Annotated in this window: 18 protein-coding genes; 13 read left to right on the top strand and 5 right to left on the bottom strand. The window is 43.3% G+C overall.

Annotated elements, in window-relative coordinates; all coding sequences use genetic code 11:
* The first annotated feature begins 60 nt into the window (after window positions 1-60).
* On the top strand, window positions 61-1395 hold the full coding sequence (gene argH, locus AC23N5_RS02830) for an argininosuccinate lyase (RefSeq protein ID WP_183977456.1): 1335 nt from the start codon (window positions 61-63) through the stop codon (window positions 1393-1395).
* 18 nt (window positions 1396-1413) lie between these two features.
* Here the strand turns inward: argH and AC23N5_RS02825 are convergent, their stop codons facing one another.
* The 3 genes from AC23N5_RS02825 to AC23N5_RS02815 form a co-directional block, all read right to left on the bottom strand.
* On the bottom strand, window positions 1414-1704 hold the full coding sequence (locus AC23N5_RS02825; protein ID WP_487754400.1) for a type II toxin-antitoxin system RelE/ParE family toxin: 291 nt from the start codon (window positions 1702-1704) through the stop codon (window positions 1414-1416).
* Window positions 1688-1927, bottom strand: coding sequence for a hypothetical protein (locus tag AC23N5_RS02820; RefSeq protein ID WP_183977452.1), 240 nt, complete (start codon window positions 1925-1927; stop codon window positions 1688-1690). Before AC23N5_RS02820 ends, AC23N5_RS02825 begins: the two co-directional genes overlap by 17 nt.
* Before the next feature lie 74 nt (window positions 1928-2001).
* Window positions 2002-2466, bottom strand: coding sequence for a regulatory protein RecX (locus AC23N5_RS02815; RefSeq protein WP_487754399.1), 465 nt, complete (start codon window positions 2464-2466; stop codon window positions 2002-2004).
* A 93-nt stretch (window positions 2467-2559) separates the two neighbouring features.
* Between AC23N5_RS02815 and AC23N5_RS02810 the strand changes: the two genes are divergently transcribed.
* The 5 genes from AC23N5_RS02810 to AC23N5_RS02790 all read left to right on the top strand — a co-directional run bounded on the left by AC23N5_RS02810 (window position 2560) and on the right by AC23N5_RS02790 (window position 7333).
* Entirely contained in the window at window positions 2560-3867 is a 1308-nt protein-coding gene (locus AC23N5_RS02810; RefSeq protein WP_183977448.1) for an MFS transporter, read from the top strand.
* A 104-nt stretch (window positions 3868-3971) separates the two neighbouring features.
* Window positions 3972-4304: a c-type cytochrome gene (locus AC23N5_RS02805; RefSeq protein WP_183977447.1), complete on the top strand. Its 333-nt coding sequence runs from the start codon at window positions 3972-3974 to the stop codon at window positions 4302-4304.
* Between the two features lie 107 nt (window positions 4305-4411).
* On the top strand, window positions 4412-5140 hold the full coding sequence (locus AC23N5_RS02800; protein ID WP_487754398.1) for a DUF4129 domain-containing protein: 729 nt from the start codon (window positions 4412-4414) through the stop codon (window positions 5138-5140).
* An 18-nt stretch (window positions 5141-5158) separates the two neighbouring features.
* Window positions 5159-6346: a DUF4350 domain-containing protein gene (locus AC23N5_RS02795; RefSeq protein ID WP_487754397.1), complete on the top strand. Its 1188-nt coding sequence runs from the start codon at window positions 5159-5161 to the stop codon at window positions 6344-6346.
* A gap of 15 nt (window positions 6347-6361) precedes the next feature.
* Window positions 6362-7333, top strand: coding sequence for an AAA family ATPase (locus tag AC23N5_RS02790; protein ID WP_487754396.1), 972 nt, complete (start codon window positions 6362-6364; stop codon window positions 7331-7333).
* 73 nt (window positions 7334-7406) lie between these two features.
* Here AC23N5_RS02790 and AC23N5_RS02785 read toward each other — a convergent pair whose 3' ends face one another.
* Complete coding sequence (locus AC23N5_RS02785) at window positions 7407-7901, bottom strand: hypothetical protein (protein WP_183977443.1); 495 nt, start codon at window positions 7899-7901, stop codon at window positions 7407-7409.
* Window positions 7902-7922: 21 nt separating this feature from the next.
* Window positions 7923-8468, bottom strand: coding sequence for a heavy-metal-associated domain-containing protein (locus tag AC23N5_RS02780; protein WP_487754395.1), 546 nt, complete (start codon window positions 8466-8468; stop codon window positions 7923-7925).
* Between the two features lie 110 nt (window positions 8469-8578).
* On the opposite strand from AC23N5_RS02780, the gene AC23N5_RS02775 reads away from it, so the two are divergent.
* The 7 genes from AC23N5_RS02775 (at window position 8579) to AC23N5_RS02745 (ending at window position 16209) form a co-directional block, all read left to right on the top strand.
* Window positions 8579-9769: a Gfo/Idh/MocA family protein gene (locus tag AC23N5_RS02775; RefSeq protein WP_183977441.1), complete on the top strand. Its 1191-nt coding sequence runs from the start codon at window positions 8579-8581 to the stop codon at window positions 9767-9769.
* A gap of 399 nt (window positions 9770-10168) precedes the next feature.
* Complete coding sequence (locus AC23N5_RS02770) at window positions 10169-11002, top strand: MotA/TolQ/ExbB proton channel family protein (RefSeq protein WP_183977439.1); 834 nt, start codon at window positions 10169-10171, stop codon at window positions 11000-11002.
* Between the two features lie 109 nt (window positions 11003-11111).
* Window positions 11112-11738: an ExbD/TolR family protein gene (locus AC23N5_RS02765; RefSeq protein ID WP_183977437.1), complete on the top strand. Its 627-nt coding sequence runs from the start codon at window positions 11112-11114 to the stop codon at window positions 11736-11738.
* Window positions 11739-11769: 31 nt separating this feature from the next.
* Window positions 11770-12336: an ExbD/TolR family protein gene (locus AC23N5_RS02760; protein ID WP_028523793.1), complete on the top strand. Its 567-nt coding sequence runs from the start codon at window positions 11770-11772 to the stop codon at window positions 12334-12336.
* Between the two features lie 27 nt (window positions 12337-12363).
* Complete coding sequence (locus AC23N5_RS02755; RefSeq protein WP_183977435.1) at window positions 12364-13191, top strand: energy transducer TonB; 828 nt, start codon at window positions 12364-12366, stop codon at window positions 13189-13191.
* A 219-nt stretch (window positions 13192-13410) separates the two neighbouring features.
* Entirely contained in the window at window positions 13411-14346 is a 936-nt protein-coding gene (locus tag AC23N5_RS02750) for a PstS family phosphate ABC transporter substrate-binding protein (RefSeq protein ID WP_229601417.1), read from the top strand.
* A 90-nt stretch (window positions 14347-14436) separates the two neighbouring features.
* Window positions 14437-16209 (top strand): tetratricopeptide repeat protein, encoded by a 1773-nt coding sequence (locus AC23N5_RS02745; protein WP_487754394.1) that lies wholly within the window; start codon window positions 14437-14439, stop codon window positions 16207-16209.
* Window positions 16210-16239 lie beyond the last annotated feature (30 nt).

Here is a 16239-nt window from a genome sequence, read left to right as displayed (position 1 = left end):
GGGAAACGAGTAGTTTGAGTCATTACCTTAGTGAAACTTAGTGTCTTAGTGGTAAAAAAAATGAAACTCTGGCAAAAAGAAACGACTTCCATCTCCGAAAAAATTGAGAAATTCACCGTCGGGCGTGACCGTGAAATGGACTTGTATTTGGCTCCTTACGATGTGCAAGGAAACATCGCACACGCTACCATGCTCGAAAGCGTAGGACTTCTGACGAATGACGAATTACGAATGTTGAATGACGAATTACGAATTATTTACCAAGAGATTCAACAGGGTAAATTTGAGATTGAGGAGGGGGTAGAGGATGTACACTCGCAAGTAGAGCTAATGCTCACGCGGAAATTGGGCGATGTCGGCAAAAAAATCCACAGCGGCCGCTCTCGTAATGACCAAGTATTGGTGGACATGAAGCTCTTTACGCGCAGTCGGTTAGAAGAAGTAGCGCTAGCTTCTAAAAAACTGTTTGATTTGCTTATCAAACGCTCAAATCAGCACAAAAACGACCTTTTGCCAGGTTATACGCACCTCCAAATCGCGATGCCATCGTCGTTTGGCCTTTGGTTTGGTGCTTACGGCGAAGCATTGGTGGACGACATGAGCATGATTCAAACGGCTTATAAGTTAGCCAATAAAAATCCACTTGGTTCGGGAGCTGGTTATGGTTCTTCATTTCCACTGAACCGCACGATGACCACCGAATTATTAGGTTTTGAAACCTTGCATTACAACGTGGTTTACGCCCAAATGTCACGCGGTAAAACCGAACAAACGGCTCTGACGGCTATTGCGGCGTTGTCGGCAACGTTGTCTCGGTTGGCAATGGACGTGTGCCTGTACAATAGCCAAAACTTTGCCTTTGTCACCCTGCCTGACGATTTAACAACGGGAAGCAGTATCATGCCGCACAAAAAGAACCCCGACGTAGCAGAGCTATTACGGGCAAAAACGAACCGTTTGAAGGCGCTGCCAACCGAACTCACGATGGTTATGAGCAACTTACCATCGGGTTATCACCGCGATATGCAGTTGTTGAAAGAATTGTTGATGCCTGCTTTTGAAGAAATTTTGGATTGTTTGGACATCACGCATTTTATGTTGGAACACTTGCAAGTAAAACCCAATTTGTTGGTCGATGCCAAATACGATTTGTTGTTTAGTGTAGAACGGGTCAACGAATTGGTGGTACAAGGAGTGCCTTTCCGCGATGCGTACCGTCAAGTGGGCAAAGAAATCAACGAAAATACGTACCACGCTTCCCGCGACCTCAAACACACTCACGAAGGAAGCATTGGAAATCTATGCAATGATCAAATTGTAGGCTTGATGGAAAACGAAATGCACCGATTTGGGTTTGAAAAAGTGCACGGAGCTGTGGAGAAGTTGTTGAAATAAAAACCTGCCGAAATAACTTTAAAACTCTTCAGGTTTTTGACGGGTATTGCGAATTGTGATGATTTCGATGCTTGTATCAAGCACACGATAGTAAAATACGACGTGCTTGTTCATCACACATTCGCGTATGTTAGCTTGTTTTTGAGAAACTTTATAGAGGTAGGGCATTTTGCTGATAAGTTTCATCTGATCGGTTAACGTCAACAAAAATTCTATTTTGCTGCGTTCTGACCAGGTTTTGGCTAAATAATCAGCAATTTGTTCTATGTCTCGGCGGGCGCGTTCTGAAAGTTCAACGGTTAATTCCATACTGCGACTTCATAAAATCAAAGAAATCGGTTTTACGCCCAGCGTTCAAGTCTTGAAGCCCTTCTTGGATTGCCGCTTGAGTAGGAGTATCCAGATTATCCCAAAAATCAGGCACTCCTTCAGCTTCGCGTGATAATAAAACAACATACGCCTGTAAGATGGCGTCATCATTAATCCGTTCGATGAGCGTATGAAGGGTAGATTTTAACTCTGTTGTATTCATTTTAAGTGAAGGCTTAATCTTTATGCACTTACATAAAAGTTATTCTACAAGTTTACTGTGTAAATTTTGTAAAATCAAGAATCGGTATTTATCATTTTCAATAATTCCCACACAATATCACTTTCAAAACCTCTACTGAGGGCAAAACGCACCAATTTTTGTTTGGTCGCCGTTGGCTCGCCTTTGAGGGTACGCGCCTTTTTGATGAGCAAGTCTTGTAAAACAGCTTCGTACTCATCGCCATCTATTTCGGTAATCCCCTTTTGAATCAAGTCATTCGACAAGCCACGAAGCTTCATTTCTTGGCGAATTTTCAAGCGTCCCCATTTTTTTACCCGAAATTTTCCCCTGGCAAAAGCCCGCGCAAACCGTTCTTCGTTGAGGTAATTTTGGGCAATCAACTCGTGAAGAATAGGTTCCATCTCATCGTCAATGATTTCGAGCTCGTGCAGCCGTTGTTTTACTTCTTTGGTACTACGTTCTTGGTAAGCACAAAAGGCCGCGGCTTTGACGAGGGCTTGTTTTTGGCGTTCAGTCATTTATGAATTGTTTTGGCAAAAATAACAATAGAACTTTTAGAACATAGTCCGTAAATTGCAGCGTTTTTCCAAACCCCTCTAACACCTTTTAAAATGCCTCCCCATAACTTCCGTTGGCGGATAGTGTTTCTTCTTTTCTTGATTACGACAATCAACTACGTTGACCGAAACGTTTTGTCGTTTTCGATGCTCGACGATGCGTTTCGGAAAGAGATGTTGGGGGTGCCGCTTTCATATACCCTCACCCAAGCCGATTTAGATGCGTTTAAGATTCAATATGGTTGGGTTGATACGGCCTTCAAATTGGCTTATGCGTTGGGTTTTATTATGATTGGTTGGCTCATCGACCGTCTCGGAACCCGCAAAGGTTTGTCGTTTGCCATTGGTTTGTGGAGCTTGGCGGGCGTAGCCACTGCTTACGTAGGCAGTTTTCGGGGTTTGTTGGGAGCGCGTTTTGCGCTTGGGATTGGAGAAGCGGGAAATTTTCCTTCGAGCATCAAGTCGATTGCCGAGTGGTTTCCCAAAAAAGAACGGGCGTTTGCCACTGGCTTGTTTAATGCAGGAACCAACGTTGGAATTATTCTAACAGCCGCCCTAATTCCATGGATGACCCTCAAGTACGGGTGGAGAATGTCGTTCATGACGACAGGGGTTTTGGGTTTTGTGGTGTTGGTATTTTGGTGGCTCAACTATCAAAAACCCGAAGACCATCCCAAGGTATCGACGCGAGAATTGCGGTACATCAAACAAGATAACCAGCCCGAAGAAATAGAAGGCCGAGTCACTTGGTGGCGATTGTTACGCTTTCGTCAAACGTGGGCGTTGATTGTCGGGAAGTTGATGGCGGACCCCATTTGGTGGTTTTATCTGACGTGGTTACCCGACTTTTTCAATTCTAGTGAAGCACTCACCCAGCGCCTTGACTTACAAAACATTGGTTTCCCTTTCATGGTTATTTATATTATTTCGGACGGCGGGAGCATATTTTTTGGGTGGCTTTCGTCACGATTAATGAAAATGGGCTGGTCGCTGAACCGCGCGCGTAAAACGACGATGCTTTTGTGCGCGCTTTGTGTTGTTCCGATTTTCTTTGCTGCCCAAACCCAAAATGTCTATATCGCAACGGTCTTGATAGCGATTGCCGCAGCGGGGCATTTAGGGTGGTCGGCCAATGTCTATACAATTGCCTCAGACCTCTACCCCAAAAGTGCGGTGGCGATGGTAACGGGGATTGGGGGATTTTCTGGGGCGGTAGGCGGCGCACTTTTAGCGGCGGTAATCGGGCCAATACGCGTTCAATGGGGCTATTTGCCATTATTTTTATTGGCGAGTTCCACTTATTTGATAGCGTTGCTCTTTATCCATTTGTTGATTCCTAAAATGAAACCCGTTGAGATGTAAAAAATAATCTTTTGTCTTTTTAACACAATTTCTTTATCAAAACGTTATAGCTTTGCATTTGCGTAAGATTCCTTTATTTTTCATTTTAAAAGTCCAACCTAGGCATGAAACGATTCACAAAAATGTTAGTAGCAGCGGGAGCTTTCTTGGCAGTATCGACTGCGGCAAACGCGCAAGTTAAAATTCCTGCAGACATTGAAGCTTTATTGACTAAAAATACGTGTTTGGCTTGCCACAAAGCCGATCAGAGATTGGTAGGCCCAGGCTACAAAGAAGTAATGGCGAAGAAAAAATATAAGCCAGAGCAAATCGTAGAGTTGATTGCTAACCCAAAACCAGCTAACTGGCCAGGGTATCCTCCAATGGCGCCACTTAATGTACCAAAGGACGAAGCTATGAAAATTGCTAAGTGGATTGTGTCTTTGGGTAAGAAATAATCCTGAGTAAAATACCACTCCCTAAAAGCCGATGTACTTGCATCGGCTTTTTTTGTAATTCTGTTGGCTTTTTTGCAACTTGGCCAAGCGTTATTCGTTTGTTTTCTATGTTTCTAAAAAGACTTTGTTTTGTTCTCTTGCTCTTGGGGCTTGGTTTGTTGGCAAATGCCCAAGAAGAGGGCAAATCCACGCCAAAAGACACGGTTAGCTTACCTGCGGCGCTGGACAATGCCACGATGACGCCTCGTTTGCCTTCTGACAAGCGTCTCGACGATTACCTTGCTAGTCGTGATTATAATTACGAACGCGACGCCCCTCCGCCCGATAATCCGCTCGCCCGTATTTGGAATTGGTTGAGCCAAAAAATCAATGATTTTTTGAGTAGTAGTGCTTACGAAAACTTTTGGCAGTACGTATTTTTGGTGGGTATTGCAGGGGTAGTGATATGGCTCTTGTACAAAGCTGAATTTATTGGTGGAATGTTTGCCAAAAAATCGGAGGAAGAGCTGGTCTATAATCGTATCACTGAAAATATTCATGAATTAGATTTTGCCAATTTGATTGAAGAAGCAATCGCTGCCCGAAACTATCGTCTCGCAACTCGGCTCTATTACCTCAATACACTCAAGCAATTGACCGATAAAAAGTTCATACATTGGCAGCCAACCAAAACCAACCGTAGTTACGTAGAAGAATTGCAAGAAACGAAATTTAAAAAGGATTTTGAGCAACTTACGTACCAGTTTGAGTACGTTTGGTATGGTGAATTTGGCGTGACCGAATCTCAATTTTTACGCTTGAAAGAAGAATTTCAAGCATTTTCAACCCGACTTTAATACAACACAATAACGAAGGTGAATTGGCGTAGTTACTACTTTTGGTTTTTATTGTTGACAGTCGTAGCCTACGGCCTGTTTGAATACTACCGTCCTAAACCCATTGATTGGACGCCGACCTATTCCAACAAAGACAAAATCCCTTTTGGCACAAAAGCTACCTATGAACTTTTGCCTGATGTCTTCAAAAATGAAAAAGTGACGCAGCTACGGGTGCCGATTTATAATTATCTTTCAGAAAACCCAACCCTGCCCAAAAGCAATTACATTTTTGTTTGTCGAGAGTTTACTATTGACAGAAACGACCAAAAACAGCTACTCAATTACGCAAAGCGAGGAAATAATGTCTTTATTTCGGCCTATTATTTTCCAGATACGTTGGTAAAAACGTTGGGAATAATAGCGACGCTCAAAGACCCAACGTTACGAGATACGGCCTTGGTGATGAATTTTGTGAACCCTGCTTTGTCCAAAAAAGGAGGATATGTGTTCGCACAAGACGATGGTCGCAATTATTTTTTGATAAAAAAGCCTGAAAACGTGACAATTTTGGCTAAAAACGCCCGAAATGAGCCTATTTTCCTAAAGATAAAGTACGGGAAAGGGGCTTTTTATCTGCATAACCTGCCGCTGGCTTTGACCAATTATTACGCTTTACCTTCCAAAACGTCTGATTTTGCGTTTAAATCGCTGTCTTATTTACCCGTCTTGCCTGTTTACTGGGATGAATACCTAAAACAAGGCCGTTTTGGGGATGATGAGCAGTCGATTTTTAGGTATATTATGACGCAGCCGCCACTGACATGGGCATATTACTTGATTTTGTTTGGCCTATTGCTGTATGCTATTTTTGCGGGAAAGCGCACCCAACGTGTCATTCCTGTGTTGCCTGTACCGAAGAATACGTCGCTAGAGTTTGTGCAAACGATTGGTAAAATGTACTTTCAGCAAGGTGACCACGATAACATTGCTGAAAAGAAAATTCAACATTTGCTGCTCTACATCCGCGAGCGATTTGGGCTGCGTACCCACGAAATTGACAAAGAATTTATAGAAGACCTTATCCAAAAAACGGGGCTTCCTCGGATGGATATTGAGTTGCTGTTCAGCGAAATAGCCCATGCCAAGCGCACTACGTCCTTGTCTGAATTTGCGCTCCTGAGTTTACATCACCGTATCGAAGATTTTTACGAACGCGTTAAATAACTGCCATTTTCTCTTATGGATTTTGAATCACGAATCGACTTACAAGACCTCAACGACGCGATAACAGCCATCAAAGCCGAAATCGGGAAAATTATAGTGGGGCAACAGCAAACGATTGACTTGTTGTTGACGGCAATTTTAGCCGACGGACACGTACTTATCGAAGGAGTGCCTGGGGTGGCAAAAACGCTGACGGCTAAACTATTAGCGCGCACTGTTGCTACTGAATTTAGCCGTATTCAATTCACGCCCGACTTGATGCCTTCGGATGTGTTGGGAACGTCGGTTTTTAACCCAAAACACACGGATTTTGAGTTTAGGAAAGGACCGATTTTTTCAAATATTGTTTTGGTCGATGAAATCAACCGTGCTCCTGCCAAAACCCAAGCGGCTTTGTTTGAAGTGATGGAAGAACGGCAAGCAACCGTTGACGGAACTACCTATCCCATGGGCAGCCCGTTTATTGTGATTGCGACCCAAAACCCAGTAGAACACGAAGGCACTTACCGTCTTCCCGAAGCGCAGTTAGACCGCTTTTTGTTTAAAATTGTGGTAAAATATCCTTCCCAAGAGCAGGAAGTAGAAGTGCTTCGTGGGCATCACTTACGGTTAAATATGGCCGAGGCGATTGCAAACGTACAGGCCATATTAACGCCTGAACAACTAGCAGAGCTGCGCCGTAAAACGCACCAAGTTCACGTGGAAGACAAACTGTTAGAATACATTGCGCAAGTGGTTGTGCAAACACGGAATAACAAATCGTTGTTTTTGGGGGCTTCGCCTAGGGCGTCGGTGGCATTGCTCAATAGCTCCAAAGCTTTGGCTGCCATTCGTGGAAGGGATTTTGTGACGCCAGAAGAAATTCAGCAATTGGCGCCGTCTGTGTTGCGTCACCGTATTGTTCTAACGCCCGAACGAGAAATGGAAGGAGCAACACCTGACGATGTTGTCGCTCAAATTTTACAAAAAATAGAAGTACCTCGATAGTCGATGGTCCATGGTCAATAGTCCACAGTCGATGGTTTTAATTACCGTGGACTATGGACCATGGACTATAAAACTATAAAACCTTCTTCACTCTTTCTTGAACACTTTCCAAATCGGCCTTGATTTTTTCGATGTTCGTTTTTATTTCTTTCTGAATTTCAATCATTTGTTCGCCCGAAACCTCAGGTGCTGGTTTGTGGTCGTGGTGGTGATGCTCTTCGCCTTCGTGGTGGTGGTGTTCGTGAGGAAGTCCTGGCACTTCAACCAAGTTTTCTTCCCATTCCTCAAACGATTTAGCTACAGCATCTAACTGCGCCACTGTCGAATCAATGCTCGCAATAGCTGCGGCATCAGTTAGGGATTTCTTTTTATCGTTCAAAACTACTTTCAACGAATCAATTCCCTCAATTTGTTCGTGCAGTGCTTCTTCAATTTCCATGGAAGCCAAGTGAATTTTACCTGCTTCTTCCATTTTTGGGTCTTTGTCTGGCCCACACGCCACAAACACGAAGCTACACGAGGCAAGTACACAGCCGTAAACAAACGTACGGTGGATGAATGTTTTCATTTTGAGGTTGGGAGTTATTGGTTAGTCAATTGTTGTCACTTCGTATCCTTGTTGACGAAGTGCAGCCAAGATAGTTTGTTCTGAGGTTTTTCCCAAATAATACCTGACCGACACCACTTCATCGTTAAGTTTTATTTGTGAAGGTACTACGCCTTCTACCGACTGCAAGGTTATGCTTAATTTTTCAACCGATTTGGGTGGTTTTTGTAACTCAAATTGCGCCACTCGTGTGCTACGAATACGCTCAAACTGTGCTTGCGCCAAGCGGCTATCTTCGGCTTGAAAATAACGGTGAGGGATGATGTTAAGCACCACAGTAAGAGCCACCGCAGTCCAAAAAACACGTTTTTCAAAAAGAGAAGCCACGTGAGAAGATCTTAGATAAAGATCGTAAAAAGACCAAGCCAACACGCTTAATTGGAGAACCATCAATGGAGCACGGTACTCGGCCAGCCATGCAATTGAAGCTCCGTTAAAAAGGACTACCACCAAAGGCAACCAGCAACACAGCAAGTGCACCAGCCCCGTTAAACCTACATTTAATGTAACAGAAATAATTCTCGACATATCTATTTGCAACTGTATTGCAAAAGTACTAACAAAAACTCATCATTAAAAAGTTTACTACAAATGCTTTTTTCTAAAACTTGTTTCTAATTATCAACAAATCAGATTGTATGCAAAAGATAGCCATGCTCGGTTCGGGGTTTATTGGGCGTTTTTATGCCGATTCTATTCATGGTCAGCGCAGCCGCGACCGTGTGGTAGCGATTTATGCGCGGAGTGAAGCCAACGCTAAAAAATTTGCGGAAGACTACCGCTGTTCTTTTTGGGCGACTGACATGGAAGAGGTTATTGCCCATCCTGAGGTGACAATGGTGTGCGTAGCATTGCCCAACAATCTCCATGAAGCTGCTGTCATGTTGTGTGTAAAACACAAAAAAGCAGTAGTATGTACCAAACCACTCGGGCGGACGGCCGAAGAAGCGCTACGGATGATGCAAGCAGTAGAAGAGGCGGGTGTATTTGGCGGGTATCTGGAAGACCTTTGCTATACCCCCAAATTTCTAAAAGCGTTGGCCAGCGTAAAAGAAGGAGCATTGGGGCGAATTCTATGGGCAAAATCCCGCGAGACGCACCCTGGCCCCCACAGCAATTGGTTCTGGGACAAAGAACAAGCGGGGGGAGGTTGTATCTTAGATTTGGGGTGCCACTGCATCGAAATCGCGCGAAACTTTATTGGTAAAGACGTCAAGCCCGTCGAAGTAATGTGCTGGGCAGCTACGCAAGTGAAGCCGATTGATGCCGAAGACCATGCAATCGCCCTTGTCAAATACGAAAACGGAGCCATAGGGCAGTTGGAAGTGAGTTGGACGTTTCGGGGAGGGATGGACTTACGGGACGAAGTGATGGGTACAGAAGGTACCATTTGGATTAATAATTTTTTGAGGACAGGATTTGAAATGTACACAAGCGGCTCAGGAGGAGAGTACGTAGCTGAAAAGGCAGAAAGTAATACTGGTTGGTTGTTTCCAGTAGGAGATGAAGTGAACGATTTAGGATATAACCACATGTTTACGGACATGTTTAATGCGTATGAAGAAGGCGCTGTACCTGCCGAGACATTTTATGATGGCTATGTCGTCAATGCGGTCATAGACGCCGCCTACCGGTCGGCACAAACAAAGCAGTGGGAGCCCGTCGTTTTGCCAGTTTGGCGTGGGCAAGAAGGGGTGTCCCAAAAAACTACGTTAGTAGAGTACGACGAGCATTATTACCTCATCAAAGAGGAAGTAACCCACGACGGGCGTCACAAAATCATTTTGAAGGACAAGCAGAGTCAACAAATTATTGAACGCGACCTCTGATACTTTGATTTATTTTTCCAAAAATTGAAGAGAGGCATAGAGTAAAATAATCCTCTGCTTTTCTTTGGTTTTAGCTTTTGTCTATTTATTGGCAGAGGTATAGTTATAGAAGTGATAAAATAGGGTAATGCTCTTTTTTTGAGCCTTTTAGGGGGTAGAAATAGCCCTTTTGAGCTACTCAAAAGAGAAGGAGGGGAGATTAAAATATCCACTCAAAAATCCCAAAAGGTGATATTTTTATGTATTTTTGGGAATCGTTCACCGCATTTTTTGTAACTATTTCAGAGAATCGCCAATAAAAATTTTCTTGGCGAACGCATTACCCATTTAATATTTTCGTTTTCTTTACAGCGCAAACACTTAAACTATTTTTTCAATTAAACCCTAAAAGTAAGTCTGATGGAAAAGAAGGCTACATCTCCAGCACCGGCCAAGGCGGCCGCTCCAAAAAAATCAGCAGGTGGTCTAAACCCAATTTTGGTTATCCCTGTGTTGCTAGTCATTGGTATTTTATCGTATCAGTACATTTGTGGTGATCCTAGCCACTTTGTTGACGGCGACCACGAGAAAGGTCCAAAGTCGGGAGACTACTTCGGTATCGTTTATGAAGGAGGCCCAATCGTACCGTTGTTGTTTACCTGTTTCCTAACCGTATTGGTTTTCTCAATTGAGCGTTTCTTCATCCTTGGCCGTGCAAATGGTTCAGGTTCAATCGATGAGTTCGTTCGCAAAGTAAAATCCCTACTTGACAAAAACGAAGTTGAAAGCGCTATCAAAGAGTGCGACAAACAAAAAGGTTCAGTAGGTAATGTTGTTAAAACAGCTCTTCACAAGTTCGTATCACTTCGTACAGAGACTGAATTGACAAAAGACCAAAAATTAGCTGCTCTTCAAAAAGAAGTTGAAGAAGCAACAAGCCTTGAGCTTCCTATGCTTGAGAAAAACCTTACTATCATTGCTACCTTGGCATCAGTTTCTACCTTGACGGCTCTTTTGGGTACGGTATTGGGTATGATTCGTGCGTTCGCGGCGATGGGTAACGCTGGTGCTCCTGATACAGGTGCTCTTGCAACTGGTATCTCGGAGGCCCTTGTAAACACGGCCCTTGGTATCGGTACTGCTGCGATTGCAACCATCATGTATAGCTATTTCACTAGCCGTATTGATACGTTGACGTACAAGATTGACGAAATCGGGTTGAGCATTCAACAAAACTTCTCTGCTCATAACTAATTATGGGCGAAACAAGGTAAATGTTATATATAAAAAAATTATATATAAATATTTGCTTTGTATTTGTTAATGTTCTACATTTGTATAGTCAATCAAACCATAACGTATTATGCCTGCTTTAAAACCCAAGCGGAATTATCCGATGATGGACATGACGGCGATGTGCGACGTGGCATTCCTTCTACTGACCTTCTTTATCTTGACGGCTCAGTTCAAATCTCAGGATGCTGCAACCATCGAAACTCCTTCGTCTATCTCGGCGATTAAAGTTCCCGATAAGGATCTTATGATTATTAGCATCGGTAAAGACGGTAAAGTTTACTTTGGTGTTGACAATCCAACGACTCGTATTGCCATGCTTGAGAATATTTCTCAAACAGAAGGTGTACAGTTTTCGGATAAGCAGAAAAAAATCTTCTCACTTCAAGCAAACTTTGGTGTACCCATCCGTGGATTATCTCAATGGTTGCAAGTTGGAGCTACTACTCCAGATAAGTTGAAGGAGATTAATCAACCAGGTATCCCTGTCGATTCAACCGCGCAAAACGAGTTAGCAAAATGGATTTATCAAGCCCGTCGCGCTAACAGTGGGCTTCGTATCGCCATCAAAGGTGATAACGTAGCTAAGTTCCCAGTATTTAAAGATGTAATGGGCTCATTGCAAGCACAAAACATCAACAAGTTTAACTTGATTACGGGAACGGAGGCACCTCCTCAAGGCTGGAAGGCTGACTAATTTGTACCACTTTTAAAATTCGTATAAGAAAATGGCAGAAATAGCACAAGGTGGTGGCGGACATGGTGATAAGAAAGTCCGCAGTAAAAAAGCCTCAACCCGTGTAGATATGACCCCGATGGTGGACTTAGGCTTCTTGCTTATTACGTTCTTCATCTTGGCCACTACTCTTAGCAAGCCTTCATCAATGTCGGTGGCAGTGCCTGACAAACAAACGGATGTTAAAAACCAAGAAACTGAGCCATTAAAAGCTTCTAAGGTATTGACCTTGTTTCTAGGTAAGGATAACACTGTGTGGGCATTAGATCGCCTAGCAGCGGATGATGATAAGGCAAAAGCAGAGCTTAAAAAAGTGTCTTATGGTCAAGATTTGCGTGGATTGATTTTTCAATCGCAGGCTCAAGTTGATCGTGAACACGGTAAAGATGACAAAGGGCTGAGTCAATTCGTCTGCGTTATCAAACCGTTGAAGAGTAGCACTTACAAAAATATGGTGGATGCCCTTGATGAAATGGCCGTCACTAAAAGTAAGCGTTATGCCCTTGTAGATGCTCTTACTGATAGTGAGAAGACACTCCTGGGCGACAAAGCGGATTAATTGTAACTTAAAAACTAACCAAACGCAATGGCTGAAAATAAATCAACCGCGATGACTCTCGATGATATAGTATTCGAGAATCGGAATAAAGCGTATGGTGCGTATGACCTCAGAAAAGTCTATCGTCCAACCCTCACTAAATCAGTATTGATTGGTGGTGCCATCTTTGTGTTGGCGATGCTTTCTCCTGCGTTGATTAGCTTGATTCCAAAGGAAGAAGAGGAACAATTCATGCAGGAAATTGACTTGATGAAAATACCACCTCCGCCAATTGACCCGAACGAACCGCCGCCGCCGCCACCTCCACCAATCGAGGTGCCAAAAGTGGCTACGATTAAGTTCCTTCCTCCTGAAGTAAAAAAGGATGAGGAGGTTCCCGAGGAAACACCACCACCAGTAGTGGAAGAATTGGAAAAAGCAGTTGTTGCTGATAAAACCCAAGAAGGAGATGAAAACGCTCAAGAAGCGATTGTAGCTCCCGAAGAAACAGCTCCTGTAAAGGAAGAGGTTAAGGTTGTTGAAGCAGCCCCTGTAGAAGAACAAATTTTCCAAGTGGTAGAGCAAAACCCAGAATTCCCAGGTGGGATGGCAGCATTAGGCCAGTATTTAGGTAAAAACCTTAAATACCCAGCCGCTGCTTCTCGCGCTAACGTGTCGGGAAGGGTATTCTTGACATTCGTTGTTAACACCGACGGTAGTATCCAAGATATCCAAGTGCTTAAAGGTCTAGGCTTTGGCTGCGACGAAGAAGCACAGCGCGTAGTAAAGGGTATGCCTAAGTGGAAACCAGGTAAACAATCGGGTCGTAACGTACGGGTAAAATATAACTTACCAATTAGCTTCGTCTTGGAATAATAGCACGTATGAAGCGTAAACCACTTCACCAGCAGCTGTCGTCATCACTCTCGATGGTTATAGGGCTGGCATATTTAGGAGGAGGCCTCTATTTAGTGGCCTCCTCCGCTACTTTTGGCGTACTCCCTTCTGGAGCACTGAGGTATCTTTTTGGCGCAATGTTAATTGTGTATGGAGGGTATCGGTTCTATCGTGGATATAGTCTTTATAAAAGTGAAAATGAATAGAGTTCTTATTGCTTTTTTGAGTGTGGTAGTGTGTATCATCACCACCTACTCGTGCAAACAAGCCAACGACTCCGCCTTTCATGGCACTGTAACGATTACATCGGATGAATCACTTCAACCAATGGTAGAACAACTGTGTCAAGGATATGTGGGAACCCACGCGGACACTAAGTTTAACGTGAACTACCTTCCCGAACATTTGGCAATTGCGAAAGTACTGGAAGACAGTAGCCGCTTGGCCTTTGTAACGCGTGAACTGACCACTTCCGAACAGAATGTCTTCAAAACCCGTGGGATTCGGTATAGCCCCCAATTTATTGCCATAGATGGCCTAGCATTGCTCACCAGTAGGGCCAATGAAGACAGCCTCATTACCTTGAAAGAAGTAGAAGGTATCTTCAAAGGACAGATTAAAAACTGGTCGCAGCTCGAAGGAAGTCAACAAACAAAAGACATTGTATTGGTATTTGATAATGCCAACTCCAGCAACCTTAACTTTGTGATGAACAAGTTTGGATTGACTGATTTGAAAGGCTTGCAGATTTTTTCGGCAGGCTCGAATAAAAAAGTCATTGATTACGTGCGCCAAAATCCCAATGCTTTAGGGTTTATTGGAGTTAACTGGATTAGCGACGGTGAAGTCCCCCTGACCGCCGAGCTGTCAAAAGGGTTGAGGGTATTGGCGGTGTCGGATAAAGAAAAGCCCACAAGGCAGGACTATTATCAACCATTCCAGCAAAATCTACGCTTTGGAAATTACCCATTGGCTCGCAAGGTATATATTATTAGTCGTGAGATGCACGCAGGATTAGGGAGCGGATTGCTGAACTACATCATGCGAGATGTCGGAAGTTTAATTATCGAAAAATGTGGTCTTTGGCCTGCAAAACCGTTTAATCGGGAAGTAATATTAAAGAAAGAGATATAATATTTTTCCGTTAAAGGACAATTTCATAGTTTTGTTTCCCGTTTAAAAGTCAAATTTTTCTAATCACCCCACATTACAACCTACTGAAAGATGAACATTAGATCCAAATCGTGGTTGGTAGCGTTTGCCGCAAGTGCGTTCGTTTACAGTCAGGCACTTGCCCAAGACATTGCCACTGGTTTAAAACAATTAGATGGAAACCAAGCGTGCTTGGCAAAAGAAACTTTTGAAAAGTTAGCAACATCTACACCATCAGCAGAAAATCAGTTCTACCTTGGTTACTATCATTTACGTACCAAACAACCTGATCTTGCCAAAGAAGCTTTTGACAAAGGATTAACGGCTGATCCTAAAAACCCACTTAACAAAGTAGGAATTGGCGCTGTTGCGCTTGCAAAAGGTGACCGTACCGCTGCTCAAACTACTTTTGCCGAAGTATTGAAATCGACAAAGAACAAAAATGTAGAAGTATTGCAGCGCATCAGTGAGGCTTATACTGGTTACATCGTTATTGATTCTTTGAAGCCTATTTACAAAACGACGGATCCTGCTGAATCTATCAGATTGGCTGATTTGGCGGTTGCCCTTATGTTGAAGAGCGGCGCTAAAAACCAAGAGGTTTATATGTCGAAAGGGGATGCTTTTTACCTCAAAGGGGAAGCAGGTCCTGCGGTATCGGCTTATGAAGATGCCATCAATGCCAACCCTAGCTTAGGAAAAGCATTTGCAAAAATTGCCAAAATCTATTGGGGAGGACGTAACTTGGAATTGGCTCAAACGAACTTTAAAAAGGCGATTGAAGTGGATCCTGAATACGGCCCAGCAAACAAAGAGTATGCTGAATTGTATTTCTACGTTCGTCAGTACAAACCAGCATCACGCTACATGGATGCGTACGTAGAGAAACTTGGCGTTTGTGCTACCGATGATGAATTGCTCCGCAGTGCGCAGTTTAACTTCGTGGCAGAAGAATTTGCCAAAGTAAATACAAAAATTGCCAAGGTAATGAGCAGTGGTCGTACAAGCGATGTGCTTTACCGTATGCAAGGATGGGCAGCGTACAAAGAAAATCAGTACGACAAAGCGATTCAAAACTTGAAGAAGTTTATCCAACAAGCTCCGCAAAAAGCGATTGACAATGACTATCGCTATTTGGGTAATGCCATGCTACGTATTTCACCAGCAGATACAGCAGCTGCGGTTGCTTACTTGGAAAAAGCGGCTGAAATAGATACTGTTGACAATGGCTACAAAGAAATTGCAGCAATGTACAACGGTGCCAAAAACTACGAGAAAGCAATTGAGTACTACGAAAAAGTAATCAAGAGAGAAAAAAATCCATCTCTTCAGGACCTTGTTAACCTTTCGTTACCACTTTACAACGTTGCTAACCGTATTTACCCAACAGGCGCTGATTCATCAGCATTGCGCCAAAAGAAACGTGACTATTTCATGAAAGCAGACGAGCTTTACAAGCAAATGCTTGAACGTAAGCCTGACTACTTGTATGCTCACGGGCAACGTGCCAAAGCAAATTACTACGCTTACACGCGTGAAGAAGCGATGGCCAATGGTTTGGCGATTCCTTTGATGGAAAATTACGTGAAACTTGCTGAAGAAGATAAAGCACCAATGGACGAAGCTAAGAAGGCTAACTTGAAGTCGTTCTACCAAATCTTGGGTGCTTATAGCGTTATTACGTTGAAAGACGACGCAAAAGCAAAAGAGTGGTTCACAAAATTGATTACAATTGATCCAGGTAATAAAGTAGCTGATGATTTCTTGAACCCAAAACCTGAAACACCAGCAGCACCTGCAACACCAGCTAAAACGCCTGCCAAAGCTCCTGTTAAGAAAGCATAGTAGTTTTAGTAGTTAGCACAACAAAAAAAC

The organism is Runella sp. R5_40 (genome assembly GCF_057652295.1).
This window is presented reverse-complemented; position numbering and strand designations above follow the sequence as displayed.

Bases quoted from the DNA above. Each gene is read 5' to 3' on its own strand.
- AC23N5_RS02760 (WP_028523793.1), top strand. From the start codon at position 11,770: ATGGCAGAAATAGCACAAGGTGGTGGCGGACATGGTGATAAGAAAGTC.
- AC23N5_RS02755 (WP_183977435.1), top strand. From the start codon at position 12,364: ATGGCTGAAAATAAATCAACCGCGATGACTCTCGATGATATAGTATTC.
- AC23N5_RS02815 (WP_487754399.1), bottom strand. From the start codon at position 2,466: ATGACTGAACGCCAAAAACAAGCCCTCGTCAAAGCCGCGGCCTTTTGT.
- AC23N5_RS02810 (WP_183977448.1), top strand. From the start codon at position 2,560: ATGCCTCCCCATAACTTCCGTTGGCGGATAGTGTTTCTTCTTTTCTTG.
- AC23N5_RS02785 (WP_183977443.1), bottom strand. From the start codon at position 7,901: ATGAAAACATTCATCCACCGTACGTTTGTTTACGGCTGTGTACTTGCC.
- AC23N5_RS02805 (WP_183977447.1), top strand. From the start codon at position 3,972: ATGAAACGATTCACAAAAATGTTAGTAGCAGCGGGAGCTTTCTTGGCA.
- AC23N5_RS02750 (WP_229601417.1), top strand. From the start codon at position 13,411: ATGAATAGAGTTCTTATTGCTTTTTTGAGTGTGGTAGTGTGTATCATC.
- AC23N5_RS02825 (WP_487754400.1), bottom strand. From the start codon at position 1,704: ATGGAATTAACCGTTGAACTTTCAGAACGCGCCCGCCGAGACATAGAA.
- AC23N5_RS02775 (WP_183977441.1), top strand. From the start codon at position 8,579: ATGCAAAAGATAGCCATGCTCGGTTCGGGGTTTATTGGGCGTTTTTAT.
- AC23N5_RS02770 (WP_183977439.1), top strand. From the start codon at position 10,169: ATGGAAAAGAAGGCTACATCTCCAGCACCGGCCAAGGCGGCCGCTCCA.
- AC23N5_RS02790 (WP_487754396.1), top strand. From the start codon at position 6,362: ATGGATTTTGAATCACGAATCGACTTACAAGACCTCAACGACGCGATA.
- AC23N5_RS02800 (WP_487754398.1), top strand. From the start codon at position 4,412: ATGTTTCTAAAAAGACTTTGTTTTGTTCTCTTGCTCTTGGGGCTTGGT.
- AC23N5_RS02780 (WP_487754395.1), bottom strand. From the start codon at position 8,468: ATGTCGAGAATTATTTCTGTTACATTAAATGTAGGTTTAACGGGGCTG.
- AC23N5_RS02820 (WP_183977452.1), bottom strand. From the start codon at position 1,927: ATGAATACAACAGAGTTAAAATCTACCCTTCATACGCTCATCGAACGG.
- AC23N5_RS02765 (WP_183977437.1), top strand. From the start codon at position 11,112: ATGCCTGCTTTAAAACCCAAGCGGAATTATCCGATGATGGACATGACG.
- AC23N5_RS02745 (WP_487754394.1), top strand. From the start codon at position 14,437: ATGAACATTAGATCCAAATCGTGGTTGGTAGCGTTTGCCGCAAGTGCG.
- argH (WP_183977456.1), top strand. From the start codon at position 61: ATGAAACTCTGGCAAAAAGAAACGACTTCCATCTCCGAAAAAATTGAG.